This window comes from Streptomyces sp. sk2.1, from assembly GCF_008120935.1.
Classification (GTDB): domain Bacteria; phylum Actinomycetota; class Actinomycetes; order Streptomycetales; family Streptomycetaceae; genus Streptomyces.
Genome location: NZ_RDBO01000073.1, coordinates 8993 through 25154 on the forward strand (window position 1 = coordinate 8993; position 16162 = coordinate 25154).

At 68.0% G+C, this 16162-nt stretch carries 26 protein-coding genes; all 26 read right to left on the bottom strand.

All coding sequences use genetic code 11. The features are described 5' to 3' along the window. Positions 1–41: 41 nt before the first annotated feature. The 26 genes from EAO76_RS26225 to EAO76_RS26340 all read right to left on the bottom strand — a co-directional run bounded on the left by EAO76_RS26225 (position 42) and on the right by EAO76_RS26340 (position 16081). Positions 42–221, bottom strand: coding sequence for a hypothetical protein (locus EAO76_RS26225; protein WP_148838401.1), 180 nt, complete (start codon positions 219–221; stop codon positions 42–44). A gap of 151 nt (positions 222–372) precedes the next feature. Next, a complete protein-coding gene (locus tag EAO76_RS26230) occupies positions 373–1095 on the bottom strand; it encodes a hypothetical protein (protein ID WP_148838402.1) in 723 nt (240 codons plus the stop codon). 725 nt (positions 1096–1820) lie between these two features. Continuing rightward, complete coding sequence (locus EAO76_RS26235) at positions 1821–2327, bottom strand: single-stranded DNA-binding protein (protein WP_148838403.1); 507 nt, start codon at positions 2325–2327, stop codon at positions 1821–1823. 20 nt (positions 2328–2347) lie between these two features. Next, on the bottom strand, positions 2348–3154 hold the full coding sequence (locus EAO76_RS26240; RefSeq protein WP_148838404.1) for a hypothetical protein: 807 nt from the start codon (positions 3152–3154) through the stop codon (positions 2348–2350). Further along, positions 3151–3834, bottom strand: coding sequence for a WhiB family transcriptional regulator (locus tag EAO76_RS26245; RefSeq protein ID WP_148838405.1), 684 nt, complete (start codon positions 3832–3834; stop codon positions 3151–3153). Before EAO76_RS26245 ends, EAO76_RS26240 begins: the two co-directional genes overlap by 4 nt. Further along, positions 3831–4340 (bottom strand): RusA family crossover junction endodeoxyribonuclease, encoded by a 510-nt coding sequence (locus EAO76_RS26250; RefSeq protein WP_148838406.1) that lies wholly within the window; start codon positions 4338–4340, stop codon positions 3831–3833. The genes EAO76_RS26245 and EAO76_RS26250 overlap by 4 nt, the downstream gene beginning before the upstream one ends. Continuing rightward, positions 4337–4762 (bottom strand): ASCH domain-containing protein, encoded by a 426-nt coding sequence (locus EAO76_RS26255; RefSeq protein WP_148838407.1) that lies wholly within the window; start codon positions 4760–4762, stop codon positions 4337–4339. The genes EAO76_RS26250 and EAO76_RS26255 overlap by 4 nt, the downstream gene beginning before the upstream one ends. Then, entirely contained in the window at positions 4759–4980 is a 222-nt protein-coding gene (locus tag EAO76_RS26260) for a hypothetical protein (RefSeq protein ID WP_148838408.1), read from the bottom strand. The genes EAO76_RS26255 and EAO76_RS26260 overlap by 4 nt, the downstream gene beginning before the upstream one ends. Next, positions 4977–5885, bottom strand: coding sequence for a DUF5131 family protein (locus EAO76_RS45505; protein WP_148838409.1), 909 nt, complete (start codon positions 5883–5885; stop codon positions 4977–4979). The genes EAO76_RS26260 and EAO76_RS45505 overlap by 4 nt, the downstream gene beginning before the upstream one ends. Beyond that, positions 5882–6244, bottom strand: a complete 363-nt coding sequence (locus tag EAO76_RS45510) for a hypothetical protein (RefSeq protein WP_148838410.1) — start codon at positions 6242–6244, stop codon at positions 5882–5884. The genes EAO76_RS45505 and EAO76_RS45510 overlap by 4 nt, the downstream gene beginning before the upstream one ends. Beyond that, complete coding sequence (locus EAO76_RS45515) at positions 6241–6426, bottom strand: hypothetical protein (protein ID WP_148838411.1); 186 nt, start codon at positions 6424–6426, stop codon at positions 6241–6243. The genes EAO76_RS45510 and EAO76_RS45515 overlap by 4 nt, the downstream gene beginning before the upstream one ends. Positions 6427–6435: 9 nt before the next feature. Continuing rightward, on the bottom strand, positions 6436–6684 hold the full coding sequence (locus tag EAO76_RS26280) for a hypothetical protein (RefSeq protein WP_148838412.1): 249 nt from the start codon (positions 6682–6684) through the stop codon (positions 6436–6438). Then, positions 6681–6836 (bottom strand): hypothetical protein, encoded by a 156-nt coding sequence (locus tag EAO76_RS44825; protein WP_187438804.1) that lies wholly within the window; start codon positions 6834–6836, stop codon positions 6681–6683. The genes EAO76_RS26280 and EAO76_RS44825 overlap by 4 nt, the downstream gene beginning before the upstream one ends. Further along, positions 6833–7255 carry a hypothetical protein gene (locus EAO76_RS26285; RefSeq protein WP_148838413.1) on the bottom strand — a complete coding sequence of 141 codons (423 nt, stop codon included), beginning with the start codon at positions 7253–7255 and terminating at the stop codon, positions 6833–6835. Before EAO76_RS26285 ends, EAO76_RS44825 begins: the two co-directional genes overlap by 4 nt. Then, on the bottom strand, positions 7252–7518 hold the full coding sequence (locus tag EAO76_RS26290; RefSeq protein WP_148838414.1) for a hypothetical protein: 267 nt from the start codon (positions 7516–7518) through the stop codon (positions 7252–7254). Before EAO76_RS26290 ends, EAO76_RS26285 begins: the two co-directional genes overlap by 4 nt. Positions 7519–7547: 29 nt before the next feature. Then, positions 7548–7976 carry a hypothetical protein gene (locus tag EAO76_RS26295; RefSeq protein ID WP_148838415.1) on the bottom strand — a complete coding sequence of 143 codons (429 nt, stop codon included), beginning with the start codon at positions 7974–7976 and terminating at the stop codon, positions 7548–7550. Between the two features lie 109 nt (positions 7977–8085). Continuing rightward, complete coding sequence (locus EAO76_RS26300; RefSeq protein WP_148838416.1) at positions 8086–8424, bottom strand: hypothetical protein; 339 nt, start codon at positions 8422–8424, stop codon at positions 8086–8088. A 175-nt stretch (positions 8425–8599) separates the two neighbouring features. After that, positions 8600–8824, bottom strand: coding sequence for a hypothetical protein (locus EAO76_RS26305; RefSeq protein ID WP_148838417.1), 225 nt, complete (start codon positions 8822–8824; stop codon positions 8600–8602). A gap of 141 nt (positions 8825–8965) precedes the next feature. After that, entirely contained in the window at positions 8966–9505 is a 540-nt protein-coding gene (locus EAO76_RS26310; RefSeq protein WP_148838418.1) for a hypothetical protein, read from the bottom strand. Between the two features lie 218 nt (positions 9506–9723). After that, positions 9724–10077, bottom strand: a complete 354-nt coding sequence (locus tag EAO76_RS26315) for a hypothetical protein (RefSeq protein ID WP_148838419.1) — start codon at positions 10075–10077, stop codon at positions 9724–9726. Between the two features lie 598 nt (positions 10078–10675). Continuing rightward, positions 10676–11800, bottom strand: coding sequence for a ParB/RepB/Spo0J family partition protein (locus tag EAO76_RS26320; protein ID WP_148838420.1), 1125 nt, complete (start codon positions 11798–11800; stop codon positions 10676–10678). Further along, positions 11800–12462 (bottom strand): ParA family protein, encoded by a 663-nt coding sequence (locus EAO76_RS46655; protein WP_148838421.1) that lies wholly within the window; start codon positions 12460–12462, stop codon positions 11800–11802. The genes EAO76_RS26320 and EAO76_RS46655 overlap by 1 nt, the downstream gene beginning before the upstream one ends. Positions 12463–12671: 209 nt before the next feature. Then, positions 12672–12803, bottom strand: a complete 132-nt coding sequence (locus tag EAO76_RS46660; protein ID WP_262375761.1) for a hypothetical protein — start codon at positions 12801–12803, stop codon at positions 12672–12674. 86 nt (positions 12804–12889) lie between these two features. Next, complete coding sequence (locus EAO76_RS26330; RefSeq protein ID WP_148838422.1) at positions 12890–13672, bottom strand: DciA family protein; 783 nt, start codon at positions 13670–13672, stop codon at positions 12890–12892. Between the two features lie 26 nt (positions 13673–13698). Continuing rightward, positions 13699–14832, bottom strand: coding sequence for a helix-turn-helix domain-containing protein (locus tag EAO76_RS26335; RefSeq protein ID WP_148838423.1), 1134 nt, complete (start codon positions 14830–14832; stop codon positions 13699–13701). A 589-nt stretch (positions 14833–15421) separates the two neighbouring features. Further along, the gene (locus tag EAO76_RS26340) at positions 15422–16081 is read right to left on the bottom strand and encodes a hypothetical protein (protein WP_148838424.1); all 660 of its coding nucleotides are present in this window, start codon (positions 16079–16081) and stop codon (positions 15422–15424) included. Positions 16082–16162: the final 81 nt, after the last annotated feature.

Here is a 16162-nt window from a genome sequence, read left to right on the forward strand (position 1 = left end):
GGCCGGGGTCTCCCAAGCGGGAAGACCGGGTCGGGGGTGGTTCAGGCAACGCGGTAGTTACGGGCGTCGTAGCCGAAGTCCGCCCAGTGCTTGGCGTGTTCGGGAGCTACCTCGTTCAGGAGGTGGTCGCGGACCTGGTCGACGTTGGCGTCGGGCACGTTGGTCTGGACGGTGCCGGGGACGGTGTACCCGTCGGGGTCGAGGAGGCGGAGATCGCGCATGGTGTGCCCCTTTGTTCTGGGTCGTTGTCGGCTCTGCCAGACTAACCCAAATCTTATTGCGTGCGCAATGTGAATTGGGAGTTGCGTCCAGACACGACAAAGGGCCCGACCCCCGAACCGGGAACCGGGCCCCACCCCTCCGTGCGGGGGCCTAAACGTCCATCAGGTGCCCCACAGAGCTATCCACGTTCGCAGGCATCACCACCCACAGCCCTGGCGACTGCTGCACCGACATACGCCGAATCCTGGCAGCCCACCCAGTTGGCCACCGCGTCGACTCATCCCACCGCACCCACGACAGATCGATACTTGTGAGATCGAAATTTCTCAAATCTGCGCCTGAGAAGTCGTCAGCAGCTCTTTCCAGCAGATTCTGCGACTCGGTGGTTGCCAGTCGAACCTCCCGAAGAAGGCGTTGCGCAACGGGAACCTGGCGACGCACAGCCGAGGCCTGAGGCGCACGGAGTAACTTGAGTGTCGCCTCGACATCGTGTCGGATGTACTCGGACAGGTGCAGAAGCCCATGCTGAAGCTCTGGCGTGGGGCGAGGCGCATCGATAACGCGGTTCTGCCCCCCGACAACTGTCTCCAGCAACCATCGCAAGGCGCGCTCGCGGGCCTGCGTCTCACCTTTGCGGACCCGATACGCAGTTGCCTGGCCCTGATCGATACTCGCGCAGAGGAGCTCTAAGCCTCGTACTTGGTCTCGCATCTGCGGCATCAGCGAGCTGACCATGTGCAGGTCTTCACGGGCCCTGATCCGCTGCGGAAGGGTAAGCCGGCGCAGCGACGCCTCCAGATCGTCCAGCGCTGCACGTGCCGCGATGGCCTTCAGATCACTCGAGCTGAGCACATTGGCGGCTGGCACGACCACACGCTTCACTGGAGGGGAGCTGCTGGCCGTAGGGCCGGGCGGCCGGAAAGCCGGGGAGCGCCGGGAGACCACGGCAAGGAACCTGCCCGCGAATGACTCCGCCGCAATCGCTACCATCACACCCCACCTCCAGGTCGGGGATCAGCCGGCTGCGGTTCCGTTGCAGGACCGCCCAACGTCATGCTGCCCGGATCCTGCTGCGCTAGAACTCCGTTCGCAGGTCCGGAAGGCGGCGGTACTGAAACTTGCTGCTGGGCCTGTTGCTGCGCCTGCTGCTGTTCAACCGCGCCCACCACTGCATCCTTCCCAAGCCGTACCAGCAGCGGAACGAACGACGTCACTCGTTCAAGAACGGGCAGGGCGCCAGCTCCAACAATAAGTGCGACCCAGGGGGAAACCGCTGGCGTGCTGGCACTGACAGCCCCAGCTACACCGCCACCGACCACGATCCGGAACACCGCCCCCAGTAAGTAGGGGCCGAGACCTGGGGCGGGCAAGTTTTCCTCTCCGGGCCGCACATCCATCCGCGGTACGGGTGGGCCTGCGCCAATCGTTGCGGAGGCGACCCTCCATGGCTGCTGCCGGTGCCACTTGATCGCCCGGCAGTAGTCCAGCGCTTCCATAGCGAAACCGCCGAAAGCCCCCCAGTAGGCAGCATGTAACCAGTTCATGTTCGGAGGTTACGTACCTGCTGGAGGGCGCGGGAGGTGTACGGCAGGATCGACTTAGAACGGTGGCTCGTCAGTCCCCCCGCTCCCCCACCCGCCATCGCCACCCGCGCGCCGGCCCGCACCCGGCGTTCCCGACGCCCATGGATCCTCAGCACTGGCCTGTCCCTGATCACGCCGCGCCTGCTGTCCCTGACCGCTCGACGCCTTCGTCACCTTGGCAGTCGCGTTCTTCAAGCTGGGCCCGATCTCCTCCACATCCAGCTCACACACCGTGCGCTTCACACCCTCACGGTCCTCGTACGACCGCTGCTTCAGCCGGCCCTGCACGATCACCCGCATCCCCTTCGTCAGAGACTCCGCAACATGCTCCGCGGCCTGACGCCACACCGAGCACGTCAGGAACAGGGCGTCCCCGTCCTTCCACTCGTTCGTCTGCCGGTCGAACACCCGCGGCGTCGACGCCACCCGGAACTTCGCCACCGCGGCGCCGTTCGGGGTGAACCGAAGTTCGGGATCCTCAACTAGATGCCCGCAAACGGTGATCACTGTCTCGCCTGCCATGTTCTGCCCCTCTTCTTTCGTCAGCTTGCTCGTGCTACGCCTACGGCCGGAACCGGCCCTGTCCGCCCGTTGAGCCCTGCCCGCGACACTTCCTTCGGCTTCGGGCCTCGCGGTGCCCTGATCGGGCCACCCGCGTCCCGGTAACTCACCCCGGACAGCAAGGACGTGATCGTCTTCCTGGACCGGCCGTACTGCATCGACAGCTCCAGGTCCGTCACCCCACCCGCCGCGTACTTCTCACGGATCTCGACGACCTGAGCAGCGGTGAAATCGGTCTGCTTCTTGCCGCTTCGCAGCACCGAGGGAAGCTCCCGTCCTGCCCGCGTGTACGCCTTCCGCAACCGGTTCACCGCGTTCGCAGTGGTCCCTTTCGGGAGGCGGCGCAGCTGGTCAACCTGACGGAGCGACATGCCACGGCCCGCGCACTTCTCCAGCGCCACCAGCAGCTCGGCATCCGAAACGTTCACCGGGTACCCGTCCACGAAGCGCTGCACAGCAACAGGGTCGACGTACTCACTGCCGCAGTCGGGATCAGGCACCGCCGCCAGGTCACGGACCGGACGGTGCTCACCCCAGTGCGGGACCGTCAGCGCCCCGTTCTCGTTGAAGTCCAGCCAGCCCAGCGCCCGGCCCATCGGCTGCTCCGGGTCGACCAGGCCGGCGAGGACGACTATGAGGGCGTTGCGCTGCGCATCGTCCAGGCCGGCCAGCACTTCCTGAATGTCCTCAGGGCCACCATCTCCGTGGACCAGGACGGCCAGGTGCGCGGCCACAGGCAGCATGTCCTCGGCAAGGTCGCCGCGCTGCTCGGCAGTCAGGCCACTCATGCCGCGGCCTCCGTTTCCGTCACAGCCCTGAGAATGTCCGAGACGCCCTTCGCGCCGTTCGTGCTAGGAATCCCCAGGTACGCGGCAATGTCGGCCCTCCGCGCCCCACGCTCGTGCAACGCCACAATCACGTCCACGTAGTCGTCTCTCAGCTGCGCCCGCCACGACCTGCGATCGCCCGGCCCCAGTCGGGCCATACGCGACCCCTGCCCGCCGGACCACCACACCGCAACCCGCACCGTCACCACATCGACGAACAGGCCGTCCTCGCGAAGCGCAGCCGTCATGCCCTCCAAGGACCGGCAGCCAGCCTTCAGCTGTCGCAGCCGCCACAGCCACCGCGGGGAGACCAACACCCTGGCCATGGCCAAGTTCGGAACGTTCCCCAGCAACTCCTCCAACTCCAGCGCCCGCCGCTGCTCCGGGTCGAGCCCGCCACCAACACCCCACCGGTAGATCGCATCGTCCGACTGCCGCTGGTTGCTCAGGCACTCGACGATGACGGGGCACCCGACACACAGAGCACGTGCACGCTCCTTGCGCGACTTGATCGTGCTGTAGAAATCGTCGGCAAGTTTGCCGACGAACTCGCCGCGGCAGACGCTGCGGGTCTTCCAGTCCGGGGATGCGGGCGCGGCGTAACTCCTACTGCGGCGCGTATCCGCGTTGAGGATCGTCATGAGGGGTCTCCGAGGGTGTAGAGGCGGATGAGTGCTCCGGGCTGGTCGAGGGCGTCGGGGTGCTCGCCGGGGAAGGTCTTGGTGGCGGTGACGCGGATGATGCGGGAGTCGTCGACGACTCCGCCGCCGTCCGCGATGCCGTCGAACGTGGAGCGGATGAGCTTGTCGACGTCGCCGCTGTGCCGTGTGGTGGGCCAGGTACGCCGACGCTTGGGGGCTGAGGCGGGCTTGAGGACGGTGAAGACGATGTCGGCTTCGAGGGGACCGTCGAGGGGCGGGTAGAGAGTGGAGACGGTGCCGGTGCGCTGTGTGTGGATGGCGTCCTCGGTGGCTCGGGTGACGAGGGCCCGCCAGGGCTTGACGCGCTTGGACTGTTCGACGAGGACTGCGGAGACCCGGCCGGAGGCGGCGTTGCGGCGGTGCCCGGCATAGCGCTTGCTGCCCTGGGGTGCTGGCCGGCCGTGGACGACGATGGTGAGACGGAGTTCGCGGGCGAGGGTGGTCATCTGGCCGCCTCCGTCTGTTGGGCGAGGACGGCGGTCAGGACGTCGACCGGCGGGGTCCAGAAGCCAAGGGCGCCCTTCGCGGGGACCGGTGTGGGGAGAGCGATAACGTCGGCAAGGGCCCAGTGGAAGTAGCCGCTCATCCCCCACGGCGCGCAGCAGCCACCTTCATCGAAGTGGCAGCCGCCCAGGGTGGTGATGGCAACGATCGCGGACCGGTGATCGGGCCAGATGCCGATGCCGTCGGTGAGTTCCTGAGGGACATCGAAGCTCGGCTGACGGGTGCGGTCGATGTCGGCTGCAGCGTGGATGAGGATGCGGGTACCGATGTGTTTGGCGGGGACGGGCCAGCTGCGGTTCTCGGTCCGCTTCGCCCCGTGGGCAATGGCAGCTGTCCAGTGCTGCCGGATGGTGAGGGCTTTCATGCGTTGAGCTCCTGTATGGGGCGGGGGCCGTGGGGTGTCATGCGGAGGTAGGTGGCGTGGCCGGGGCGGTGGCCTATGTGGACGGCCAGGCAGTACTGGCAGCGGTAGGTGCGGAAGTCGGGTCCGCCTTCGCCGCGTATCTGTCGGGTCTTGCGTCGTGCGGATCGACGGCTGGGGAAGCGCGTCTTGCCGAGGCAGGCGATCTCGTACTCGGTCACCGGGGGGCCGGGTACTCGCGGACGCGGAGGTGCGCCGGCCAGTACTGGGGGTCGCCGCCCTTGGTGTCGCCGTGGGCTGCGACGGTCTTGCCGTTCACGGTCCAGTTGCGGGCCCAGGCGGAGCCGAGCTGCTTCACGAACGGCGCGGTGGCGGTCTCGGCCGCGTTGACGAGCAGGTCTTCCACCCAGCTGATCTGCAGCGGGCGGGCGCCGGGTCCAGACTCGCCGCCGATGATCAGCCAGTCGATGTCGGACAGGTCGAGGCTCGGTGTGGGGCCGAGGAGCGGTTCGGCGGAGATGAACCGGATGGCGGCCGGGGTCTCGCGGAGCGCGTCGGCTCGGCGCACGTAGTCGGCGGACTCGATGGACGTTCCGATCCACACGTTCGGCAGAGGCCAGCTGCTGCGGTGGTAGATGCCGTGCTCCAGGCCCGGAATGTAGGTCGGGCTGTGAGAGGTCGCTGCCCACTCCATGGAGGAGCGGAGGTGCTCGCCGGGCGGGTGGCCGGCGCCGCAGGTGCACAGATCGGTGAGGATGCGTGCGGCGCGCTCGGGGCGCTTGGTGAGGATCTGGTAGGTGTGCTGTGGCGTCGCGGCCATGACGGCGAACACGCGGGCCAGGAACTCCTGCGGCACCCGGGCGTGGAAGAGGTCGCTCATGGAGTTCACGAAGACCTTGCGGGGCTTCTTCCAGCGCAGGGGTTCGGTGAGGGTGTCGGGGTGGGCGGTGAGCGCGAAGCCGGGGCCGGAGGTCTTGGGGTGGCCGTCGTTCTGGTACTTGGCGGAGCCCATGCCCTTGAGGCGCTTGGCCATGGTGAGGGCGTAGCAGTTGTCGCATCCGGGGCTGATGCGGTCGCAGCCGGTGGTGGGGTTCCAGGTCTGCTCGGTCCATTCGATGGTGGTCACTGGTCGGCCTCCTGGTCGAGTACTTGGGTGATGGCGAGGGTGATGGGGATGGCTCCGTCGGCGGTGGCTGTGCAGCGGGTCCAGGTGCCGTCGTTGGTGAGTCGGGCGTGCCGGTGGTGGGCCATGTCGGCGTACATGCGGCCCGGGAGGATGGCGTTGACCTCGAGGACGAACGGGTCGTGATCGTGGTGGCCGATGCGGCAGAGGTTGCCGTTCCAGATGCGGTAGCCGGGGTGGCCCGGGTGGGGGCGGCCGAGCTGGTTGGGGCCGTTCTCGGCGAGCACGAGGGCGTTCAGGTTGGCCTGGGCGAGTGCGGCGCCGAGGATGACGAGGTACGTCTGGTCGGGGGTGGTGGTCACGACGTTGTCTCCTCAGCGGTCCAGGTAAGGCGGCGGCGGAAGGCGGCAGCCAGTCCGACGACCGCAACGTGGTCGCCTTCGTGGCCGACTTCCAAGTCGCAGAGCTGCCCGGCGTGAAGGTCGTCACCTGGAAACTCGGCGGTGCAGAGATGGGCATCGCCATAGCCGGACTGCTGGGTCACTTTGCTTCCTCACTTTGAGGCGGAGTTGGGGTGGCTGCATCGGCCGGTGAGGCACGGCTGGGCGCGGCGGGTCCACTCGTCCCGGCCGATGAGTTCGTGTCGCCAACCCGTCGCGGCTTCCTTGCGCCGGTCGGCGATGCGCGGGGTGAACTCCTTGTGGGCGTCCTCGGCGAGCCGGCCGACGTAGGCTGCGAGGACGGAGCCGGTGACGCAGCCTTCGGGGTTGATGCGGATCCAGAATTCGCGGTTCGTGTTCACGGCTGGGGGTGCTCCTTAGGGTCCTGGTGTCGGCGGTTCTGCGGGTTGGTGGTGTGAGTGCCGTGGCCGTGCTGGGAGGCGCAGATCATGGCGATGGCGATGAGTCCCAGCACGGCGGCGATGACGGTGGGTGCGGTGGGCGGCCAGGTCACGTGGTGGTGGCTTCGCCCGGCGGGCGGATGCGGGTGGCGTCTGCGTAGTCGTCGGACCAGAAGTGGTTCTTCGCCGCGTTGCGGTGGTCGCCCTGGTGCCGCACAGGAAGCGCGCACTGCGACGTCCCCAGCGACGTGGTCATCTGCGACGGGCAGTGCTGCGCCGCCTCCAGCTCGGCGACCCGGGCCCGCAGTTGGCTCTCGACCTGACAGGCGCCACGGACGATCCGCTGGTAGTCCTCCTCGGCCAGCACGGCGGAACGCTTCAGCCGGTCCACCTCCGCGGCCAGCGCCAGCGCGATCTCGTGCAGGGCCTTCTCCACGCCGTCGTTGTACGTGGCCGTCGACCAGGTCGACGTGCGCTCGCCGTACTGCCGCAGCCGGGTCAGGGCCGCGTCCGGCGTCATCGGGGCGTTCATGCGGCACCTGCCCGGAAGGTGTGGGCGAGTTCGGTCTCCGCGAAGGTGATGGCGCGCTGCTCGCGGTGGATCTCCCAGACGCGGTCGGCGTACCCGGTGACGTAGCCGGTGTTCGGGTGGTCGTCGATGAGGTAGCTGAGGCGGGTGATGAGGGTGTCGAGGGTGGTTCCGGTGTGGTGGTCGTCGTAGGCGTCGGCGCGGCCGGCGTAGTAGTCGGGGTCCTGGCCGCCGAGGATGGCGGTGGTGATGGTCATGGCGGTCATGGCGTGGTGTCCGTTTCGTGGTGGGGCGGTCAGGCGGCGGTCTGGTGGGGGGTGTCGGTGAGGGTGTCGGCGGTCTGGGCGGCGCGGAGGATGGCGCCGATGACCTCGGAGGTGGTCGGGGGCTGTTGGTCGGGCCAGGTGGGGGTGGTGGCCCAGTGGGTGACGTGCTCGATGTGGTCGTCGGCACTGGTGTCGGGGTCGGTGGGCGGCTGGGTGGGGAGGATCGCGGAGAGCATGTGGATGGCGTCCATGGCGGGCTCGCACATGCGGATCTGGAGGAGGGCGGTGTCCTCGTCGGTGAGGAAGCAGTTCGGGGTCTTGCCGGTGGTGGCGCGGAAGATGGCGGCGCAGATGTCGAGGCGGCCGTCGGCGCTGGCGAACTGCTTGCCGGTGTGGAGGCCGTAGTAGCTGAGGATGTGGGCGGTGGTGCGGAGGATGGTTCCGGTGCTGCTGGCCATGGCGGTCTCCCAGTCCGGGCGTGGTGTGGGTGTGGTCGGGCACCCGGCCCCGGGAGCTACTGCGCACCCCATCGGGTGTGGTGCTCGACTCGGGGCCGGGGAGCGTGTGTTACTCGTCGCCGGTGAGGCGGTGTTCGTCGGCGCAGGTTTCGCACTGGACGAATTCGACGGTGCCGTCGAGGTAGGTGCGGGCCTTCGCTGCGTCGAAGATGACGCTGCAGTAGCAGGCTTGGCAGGTGCAGCGGGCGAGTTCACCGCTGGCCGGGGGGCGGATGCCGATGAGGTGGATGACCTGGGCGTGGATGAGGGCGCTGGCGGCGAGGTTGCGGTGGTCGGCGTGCTGGTCGGCCTGGTCGAGGAGTTCGTCGGCCTGGTCGGCGATGGGGGCCGGGAGGTGGTGCGGGTGGACCACGGCGGGGTGTGTGCGGGCAGGGCTGATCACGCTCATGGCGGGGCTCCTGGGGTTGCTGCTTGGCCCTTTCCCGGGTGGGTGGGTCGTTGTCGGCTCTGCCAGACTAGCCCAACTTCTATTGCGTGCGCAATAGAAATGTGTGGAGGCAAGCAGAAAGCCCCCGCCCGGATACGTCCAGGGCGAGGGCTCTCAGGGGGAAGGGGGGCGGTGATCAGCCTCTGCGGGCGACGGCTTCCTGGTGAGCCAGCAGGATGTCGCTGTAGCTCACGTAGTCCCGGCGGCGGTACCGCTCGGTGCGCAGGCCGTCCCGCTCTATCCATCGCCGGATAGTGGAGACCGAGGCGGGGTGGCCGGTGGTCTTCAGCTGGTTGCTGATCTCCTCGAGGGTCATCATGTCGCCGGCGACCGTGTACGGGACGATCGACTGTATGGCCATGCGGGGTGCTCCCAGGATCGGACGGCCATCGTTCGCAGCTCCGGCGGCCGATACAGGGCGAAGGGTGGAGAGGGATTCAGAGAATCCGCTGGTGTGCGTGATGAGAATGCGGTGATGCCAGGTAGACCGCCAAGGGCGCGGTCAGGTTGCGCTGTGCCGGACAGCCGTTTTGCTGGCGATGTGCTGCTGGGCGAGGCGGGACAGCGTCCATGCGTGGGACAGGCCGTCGTCGTCGACGCAGTAGTGATTGACGCAGACCGCGCGCTGGGCCGCCTCGCGCCAGTACAGGCCCCAGCATCCGCACTCGGGGCAGGGGTGGCGGCGAACGACGGTGGTGTCGCCTGCGGCGATGGCGTGTTCGAGACCTTGCCGGTAGATGATCGCTTCGCGGGCCTGCTGGCGTTCGGCGTCGAGGTGGGCGGTGCGGCCGCGGGCCCAGTCGTAGACGCGGCTCGCCTCGCCGGTGAACGGGCCGGCGCCGGGCGCTTCGGCCCGGGTGTGCTCCTCGACTTCGCGGACCGCGGCACGGATCCGGTCGACGACGGCCAGGTTCAGGGGGGCGGGTGCGTGGGCGGGGCGCTGGGTGCGCCCGTCGCCCGGCCCGGTACGGGGATGCTCCACGAACTCGGCCTGGAGGAGGCTGAGGCGGTGTGCGGTGGTGTTGTCGGCTCCCGTGCTCATGCTGTCCCCGTCCCGTAATCCGGCCTGGGGCGCGGTGCGTGACGGTTTGTGTGCCGGGCGCGCGCCGGTGGCCGGAGGCTGTCACTCCGGGTGATTCCGGACGCCCCAGTCTGGCATGAGATTGTCACGAGTTGAACGGATAGTGCCAATGGATCAACGGTGCGCGAGGGGCTGTTGCCGATTCGTCACAACTGGCCCCGCATTGCCCCTTGGCATATTCACAGTTCGTCCGGGGCGTCCCTCATCCCCAGGAGCATGCCGCTCAGATGCTGATGCTGGTCCTCCCCCAGCAAGTGCTCGGCGAGCGATCCGTCGAGCATCAGCTGCACCGCGTCCAGAGTCGTCCTGTACGCATCCGCGGTGGGCCCGTCGGTGAGAGTGCTTCCCCGGGCCAGGAAGTGCGCCTCCATCGTCTCGGCGAGAAGCTGCTGCGGTGTGGGATCGGCGTGCAGCAGAGGCGGGGGCGGTGTCCGTCGGCGCCGGAGCCCGCGGCTGGGCCGGCGGTCGAGACGGATGATGTTCCCTGTGCTGCCGGACGTGACCGGAGGGACAGGTTCTGCTGCTGAGGGCATGGGGCGTCTCCGCTCCTCCGGCTCTTGGGAAGGGCGACGGCATTTGCAGCACCGTCTCCCCCGGTATGGCTGCCGGTGTCCAGTCCCGGGGGTGCCACTGTGACACCTCTACTGGCCGGCGTGTAAGACGCTCCCGAGTTTTGATGTTCCTGTAATCCCGCCGGGAACACCTCCCACCGCCGTGCCGCGGGCTGTCGGGGGGCATGAGGAAGCCCCCGGAAGCGTGGGGGGCGAAGTGCCGACAACGACCCGCCTCGAGCCGGGGGCTTGAGACCTCACGGGCAGGCCCGTCAGATACCGGTGATTGTAGTGCGGGAGCTCGCCACGCAGGTAGCAGCGGGACGGTCTGTCTTCGGTGAGGCGGGGGCAGAACACCTCTGCCCCCGCCGCCGGCCACTTCCGGCAGAGTGACGGCGCCCCCCACCCAAGCCGGTACTCCCGGAGCGTGGAAGAAACGGGGCCGAATGTCACCTGGCCGTGTGACCGGAAACCCGGCCAAGGGGCGGAACCCTGACCGGGGCAAGCCAGAAACGACAACGGCCCCGCTCCCCCACCACCAGGCGGAAGGAACGGGGCCACAATCGTCAGGCCGCTGCCCTCACGGGCGGCTCGACGGTAGAGCCGTAGCCAGCTCCTCTTCCATAACCTTCTGCAGCCGCTTGGTCAGCCGGTGCCGGTCGAGCTCACCCATCCGCGTCATCAGCACGTCGAACACCGACTCCCACTCGCCCGGCTCCCACATACCTGGCAGCAGTTGCGACCCCTCAGAATGGACGGTCTCTGGAACCGCCTTCTGCGGGACGTTGATGGGCTGGTCGGCAGAGCTGTCCCCTCGGGGCTCCGGCAGTGACCGGGTCGATTCCTCGGGCACCTGATCCAGCTCACCGCTGGAAGCCGGAGCCGCGGGGGACGGCTGCGCGTATACCGCGGTATACGCAGGAGCCGTGGCTGGCAGCTCTCCAGAAGGCCGCGACGCGACAGCAGATTCAGCCCGAGGAGTCGGAGCGCTCGTAGCACCCCTGGCAGTTGCCTTCGCCTGAGCCTCCCTCTGCTCAGCTGCCTTCCGGTCGGCCTCCCAGGCCGCCATCTGCTCGTCGGCGGGAAGCACCGAGTACTTACGCATCTCCCGGAACGCCGTGAGCTTCCCCTCAAAAACGAGGGCCTGCATCTCTTCCGAGAGCCGCAGGATCCCGATGCGCTGACTGAACCACTGCTTGGACTTGTTCAGCTGCTCAGCAGCCCTCGTCTGGTTCCCATCACTCATCTCCAGCATCTGCCGAAGACCGCGGGCTTCCTCGATGAAGTTGAAGTTCGCCCGCTCGACGTTCTCCGAGAGGACCGCCGCAAGGAAGCGGACGCGGCTCTCCGCGATGTCCTCGCGAACGTGGACGTCCAGGGTCGCCAGTCCGACCTTCTGCGCGGCCTTCCACCGCCGTTCCCCCGCCGCCATGACAATGCGGCAGTCGGGCAGCAGACTCTCGTGCTCGGGAAACAGCTTCACGTACCGGGCACGGGTGACACCGACGCACGGCTGGAGCTGGCCGCCGCGCATGCTGTTGCCGAGTTCTACGAGCTGGGTCTCGTTGAAGTCTTGCCGCGGGTTCAGGGGTGTGGGTGCCACCTGGTCTGGTGCGACGTGGACCAGAGTGGGCTTGCTGCTGCCGGGAGTGCTTTCCACGGCCGCGCCCGCCAGGGCGGACAGGCTGATTCGTCGGCCGGCCATCAGCGGCGGCCTCCGTACCCGAGCTCCAGCGCCAGCCGGAAGTAGTCCTCCCGCGCCCGGAGGGTGGTGCCGTTGTCGGCGTACTGGGTGACGACCTTGCCCTCGGCAGCTGCACGAGTGTGGATCTTGTAGCGCCGGATGACGGTGTTGGCGCGCGGCCAACCCATCGCGTCGATGTACTCGATGGTCTCGTCGCGGTCGGCCTTGCCGTCGCGGGGGTCCCAGGCGTTGACGACGACCTTGTACGGGAGCCCGCGGGGCGCGATCACCTGGGTGATGGTCCGGGCGGTCGGGTCGAAGGCGAGGGGCTCCGGGGGGAGTGGGACCAGGACGTCATCGGCGATGTCGAGCGCGGCCGCGAGGATGTGCTCGTTCTCGAGGCTGCCCGGTGTGTCGATGAAGATGTGCTGGCGCTGCTCGCTGTGCCCGAGGACGTCGTGCGTGACTGCTGCCAGGTTGACCGTGGTGGTCGTCTTACCGACTCCACCCTTCTGGTTCGCGATGACGTGGATCTCGGCGCCCAGGTTCTTGAGTTCCGCGAGGCTTTCGGGGTCCTCGTGGGCGGTCGCGAAGTCGAAGGGGAGATTGTCGCCGATCCGGTCTGCCCACCAGATGGTGGAGCCCTGTGGGTCGGTGGATACGACGAGGATGGAGGAGGTCATGATGCTCCGTTTCCGTGTGCTTCCCGAGGAGTCCTCGGTACTCGGACCGGAACAGCATTGCAGATGATCGACCCGGACATTTGCACCACCCTGGTGGTGCCGCGCGTCGGTGTATACCGCGGTATACGTCCTTGGCGTCAGAAGGCGTACACCGACTCCTGGTTAGTCGCTCGCCGTGCGTATACCGCGGTATACGTCGACGCGCGGCTCTACTCGTCGCATTCGGGCTCGGGCTGCGGGTCGGCTATGGCGGGTTCAAGGAAGAGACCGCGGTACGCGGGCTTGGGGAGTTGCTGCTGCGGCGTCTCGGGCTTCGCGGCGTGCTGGGGGAGGTCGGGCATGGTGTGGCTCCGTTCAGGCAGTGATGTGGTGGATGGGTATCCCGGCGGCGGTCACGCGGCGCATGAGGGCGAGGTTCATGCCGGCCTCATGCGGCGTCAAAGGCGCGGCGGACAGGCTGACCGCCGCCGTGCTTGTAGTCGAGGGCGGCGCGGATGCTGGCCTGGAGACTGTCGGCGGGCTCGTCCGCAGCGAGTGCTTCAAGGGCGGCGACGGCGTCCGTGAACGCGGTCTCGGGTTCGCGCTGCTCGGTGAGGGCTTGGTTCTGCCGGTCGATGGCGGCCCGCACGTACGGGTTGGTGGTGGCGGTGTCGGGCTTGTGGGAGAGCGCTGCGGCCAGGGCCTGGTGGTAGCCGGGGGACGCGGTCTCACGGGTGCGGATCGGGCCAGGCGCTGGGGCCGGTTCGGCCGGGCCGGTGCCAGCGGCCGGGGTGTCGGTGGCTGCGGCTCCAACGGGCAGGACACGGATGCTGCGGACCACGGTTGAGCCGACCTTGTCGTTGATCTGTCGGCACAGCTGTCCGCCGAGAAGCCGAAGTTGTGCGGCGTACGCGTCAGAGGTGGGGCGGAGGTCGAGTCGGCCTCGGTCGGTGTCGAAGACGACAGGGTGGACGCGGCCGACGTACTGGGGGCACAGCTCGGGCCAGCGAGCGAGGATGTCTCCGCCGCGGACTCCGCTCGTCCAGCCTTGCTCGGTGCTGAGGCGTTCGAGCACGGTGGCGAAGTTCTGCGGGTCGCGGCCGTCACTGGCTCGGCGGCGATGGGTTCGCCGGACAGTGGACCGATTCTCGGGGCCGGGTCGGCGGCCGGCCTTGTAGGCGGCGAGGGCCTGACGGGCGAGGTCGCGGCCAGACTGCGGGGTTTCGGACATGGGCACCTCCAAGAGCGGGCGGGGGGTCAGAAGGCGGGGGTGAGGCCAGTGCAGAGCGCTCGGTTGACAAGCCGGTTGGTGTAGAGCCGCCGAGCATCGTGCTCGGTCATCCCTGCGTCCAAGGCGGCAAGGATGAAACCGGGGTCCTGCTCGGCCCAGGCACGGTGCTGCTTCACCTCGTCGCGGGACAGGTCCTCGAGGGCCCGCAGGTCTTCAGCGGAATGACAGGTGGCGTCGTGGGTTCCGGCCGCCTCTTGGGTCTTGAGGACGGCGGTGTTCCACTCCTGGGTCACACGGGCGCTCTTCGCGTGGGTGACCTCGCCTGCCGTTTCCCGTTCGGTCCGGACAGCATCGATGCGGTGTCGGCGGCGTTGTTCCTCGGCCCGGTGCCAGGCTTCGACGCCCGCAGCCCGCTGCGAGGCGGTTGCCCAGAGCTGGTGGGCGCCCTTGAGGCGGTACGCCAGCATCCCGGACGGTCGTCGGGCGGCGGGGACTTCAGCGAGCGACAGGAACGCGCAGACCTCGGCGACAGTCCACCCGGCGTCTGCGAGGTGCCGGACGATCCATGCGATACGCGGGACGGATGCCTGTCGGAGCCATGGCACGACGGAGATGAGTTCCCGTGCCAGCTGGTAGCGGCGGCCGATCTTGTTGAGCTTCTTCGGGCTGCGGCTGGACTTCTTCTGGGTGGGGGACTGGCTCGGCCCGCTTGCGAGTTCTGTCTCAGAGGGAGATGTGGAAGTACCGGCAGGAGAAGACGCTGAGGTACCACCCTGCATTGGGGTGCAACGCCTTCCTTTATCCACAGCCTTCTTTGTCCGCTTCTTCCGGACCTTGCGGGCAGCCCTCTTCGCGAGCTTCCCGATGAGCTTCCGGCCCTCTTCCGCGATGCCGACGGGGCGCCGACCGGGGCCTTCGCCGACCGTGCGGATGCCGAGCGCCTCGTCGAACTCGGCGGGGATGACGCGCTCGAAGACGGAGGCTTGGTTGATGCGTCCGGTGAGTCGGGTGCCCTTGCTGCGGTACGCGAGCAGTCCGGCCTCGCGGAGCATGTCGAGGTGGTACTGCACGGTCCGCTCGGACAGCGTGAGCTTCCGGGCGAGGTAGGCAACGCTCGGCCGGCACTCGGCGAGGGCGGAGATCTCCTGCGCGATGAGCACGGTGGTGGGCCCCCATTTCGGTCCGTGGTTGCGGGACGGGGTGTAGAGGCCGGAGCCGCCTACCCAGTGGACGGCCTGCATCCAGGAGTAGGGGCAGGTCGCGATGCGCCCGGTCGTGGAGTCGAGCCATTGGTTGGCTGCGATCACCCGGAGGCTGTCACCACGACCGGATCCCGCACTGTACTCGCACACGCGTTCGAACGTGTCATGCGGGGTGTTCGTGTCGCGAGGAGATTCCTGACGCGGGATGCCGCCAGGGGCAGGGGACTTTTGGGGTGAATCGCCCGTCCGGGCGTGCGAAAGCTGACAAGCAGTGTTCGGGTACGGCACTATGTACCTGCTTTCACTGGGAGCGAGAACGCCAAAAGGACTCTCACTGCGGTGGTGAAGGTGAAGTGGTTCGTGAGGAACCTGTTGTTCGCTCGACCTGCTCGGCCCCGGTCGCCAAACCGGATCTGAGAGTCGGGCCTTAGCTCGGTCGCCAAACCGAGCCGTAGGAAGTGGCCGCGCACGGTGCGCCAACACCAGCGGCCGGCGGTAGAGGAAGTGCCCCCGCCAAGGGGCCCAGGACCTCCCGCCTAGGCAGTTGCTACGTCACCTGATCTCCCTTACTGGGTGAGGTCTGTGCACCCACGAGAATCACGCGCGGGGAGTCAATGTCGGCACGGCGCTCAAGCTCCTTCTGCCATGCCTCTTCCGTGGCCCGGCGTGCGACCTCCGCAGCGACCGCCGCGTCCACTGCTTCTCGAGCGGCTTGGTCGTGCCGCTCCTGAGCGGCAGCAGACAGAGCGCGCATCCGTTGGATGGCGTTGCACAGCGCGAGGCTCATCGTGATCGCGGGGTGGTAGTGGTCGAAGAGTCGGCCGACTTCCCAAGCGACCGTGCCCCAGTTGCTGCCGCGTACGGCACGCTGAATGTCCCGACGCATCTCTTCGAGGGCGCCCAGGTTGCAGGCGTCCTCGTACCGCTGGCCTTCCAGCTCGATGAACCAGGCCATGCGAGGGCGGCCTGCTGCGGGGCGGTCAGGGAGAGTCTGACGGAGCCGGCCGATCTCCTGGGTCAGGAGTGGGCGTACATCCTTGGCCGCTTTGGTGGCCAGTTCCTCGAACTCGATGTCCTCGTCGAGCGTGGACCAGCGGGCTCCGGGGTTGATTCGCGCAAGCCGTTCGGACGGCGTACAGAATGTGCGCACGGCTTTCTCGGCACTTGCCTGCCACTCCTCGCGAGAGGGCCAGGCTCGGCCGGTCACGCGAGTGTGCGGGTAGTGGCGACAGGGCCCCTGCGCTGCGACGGCGGTGTGATGTTCACGCCGGAGTGCGAGGTCCCACTG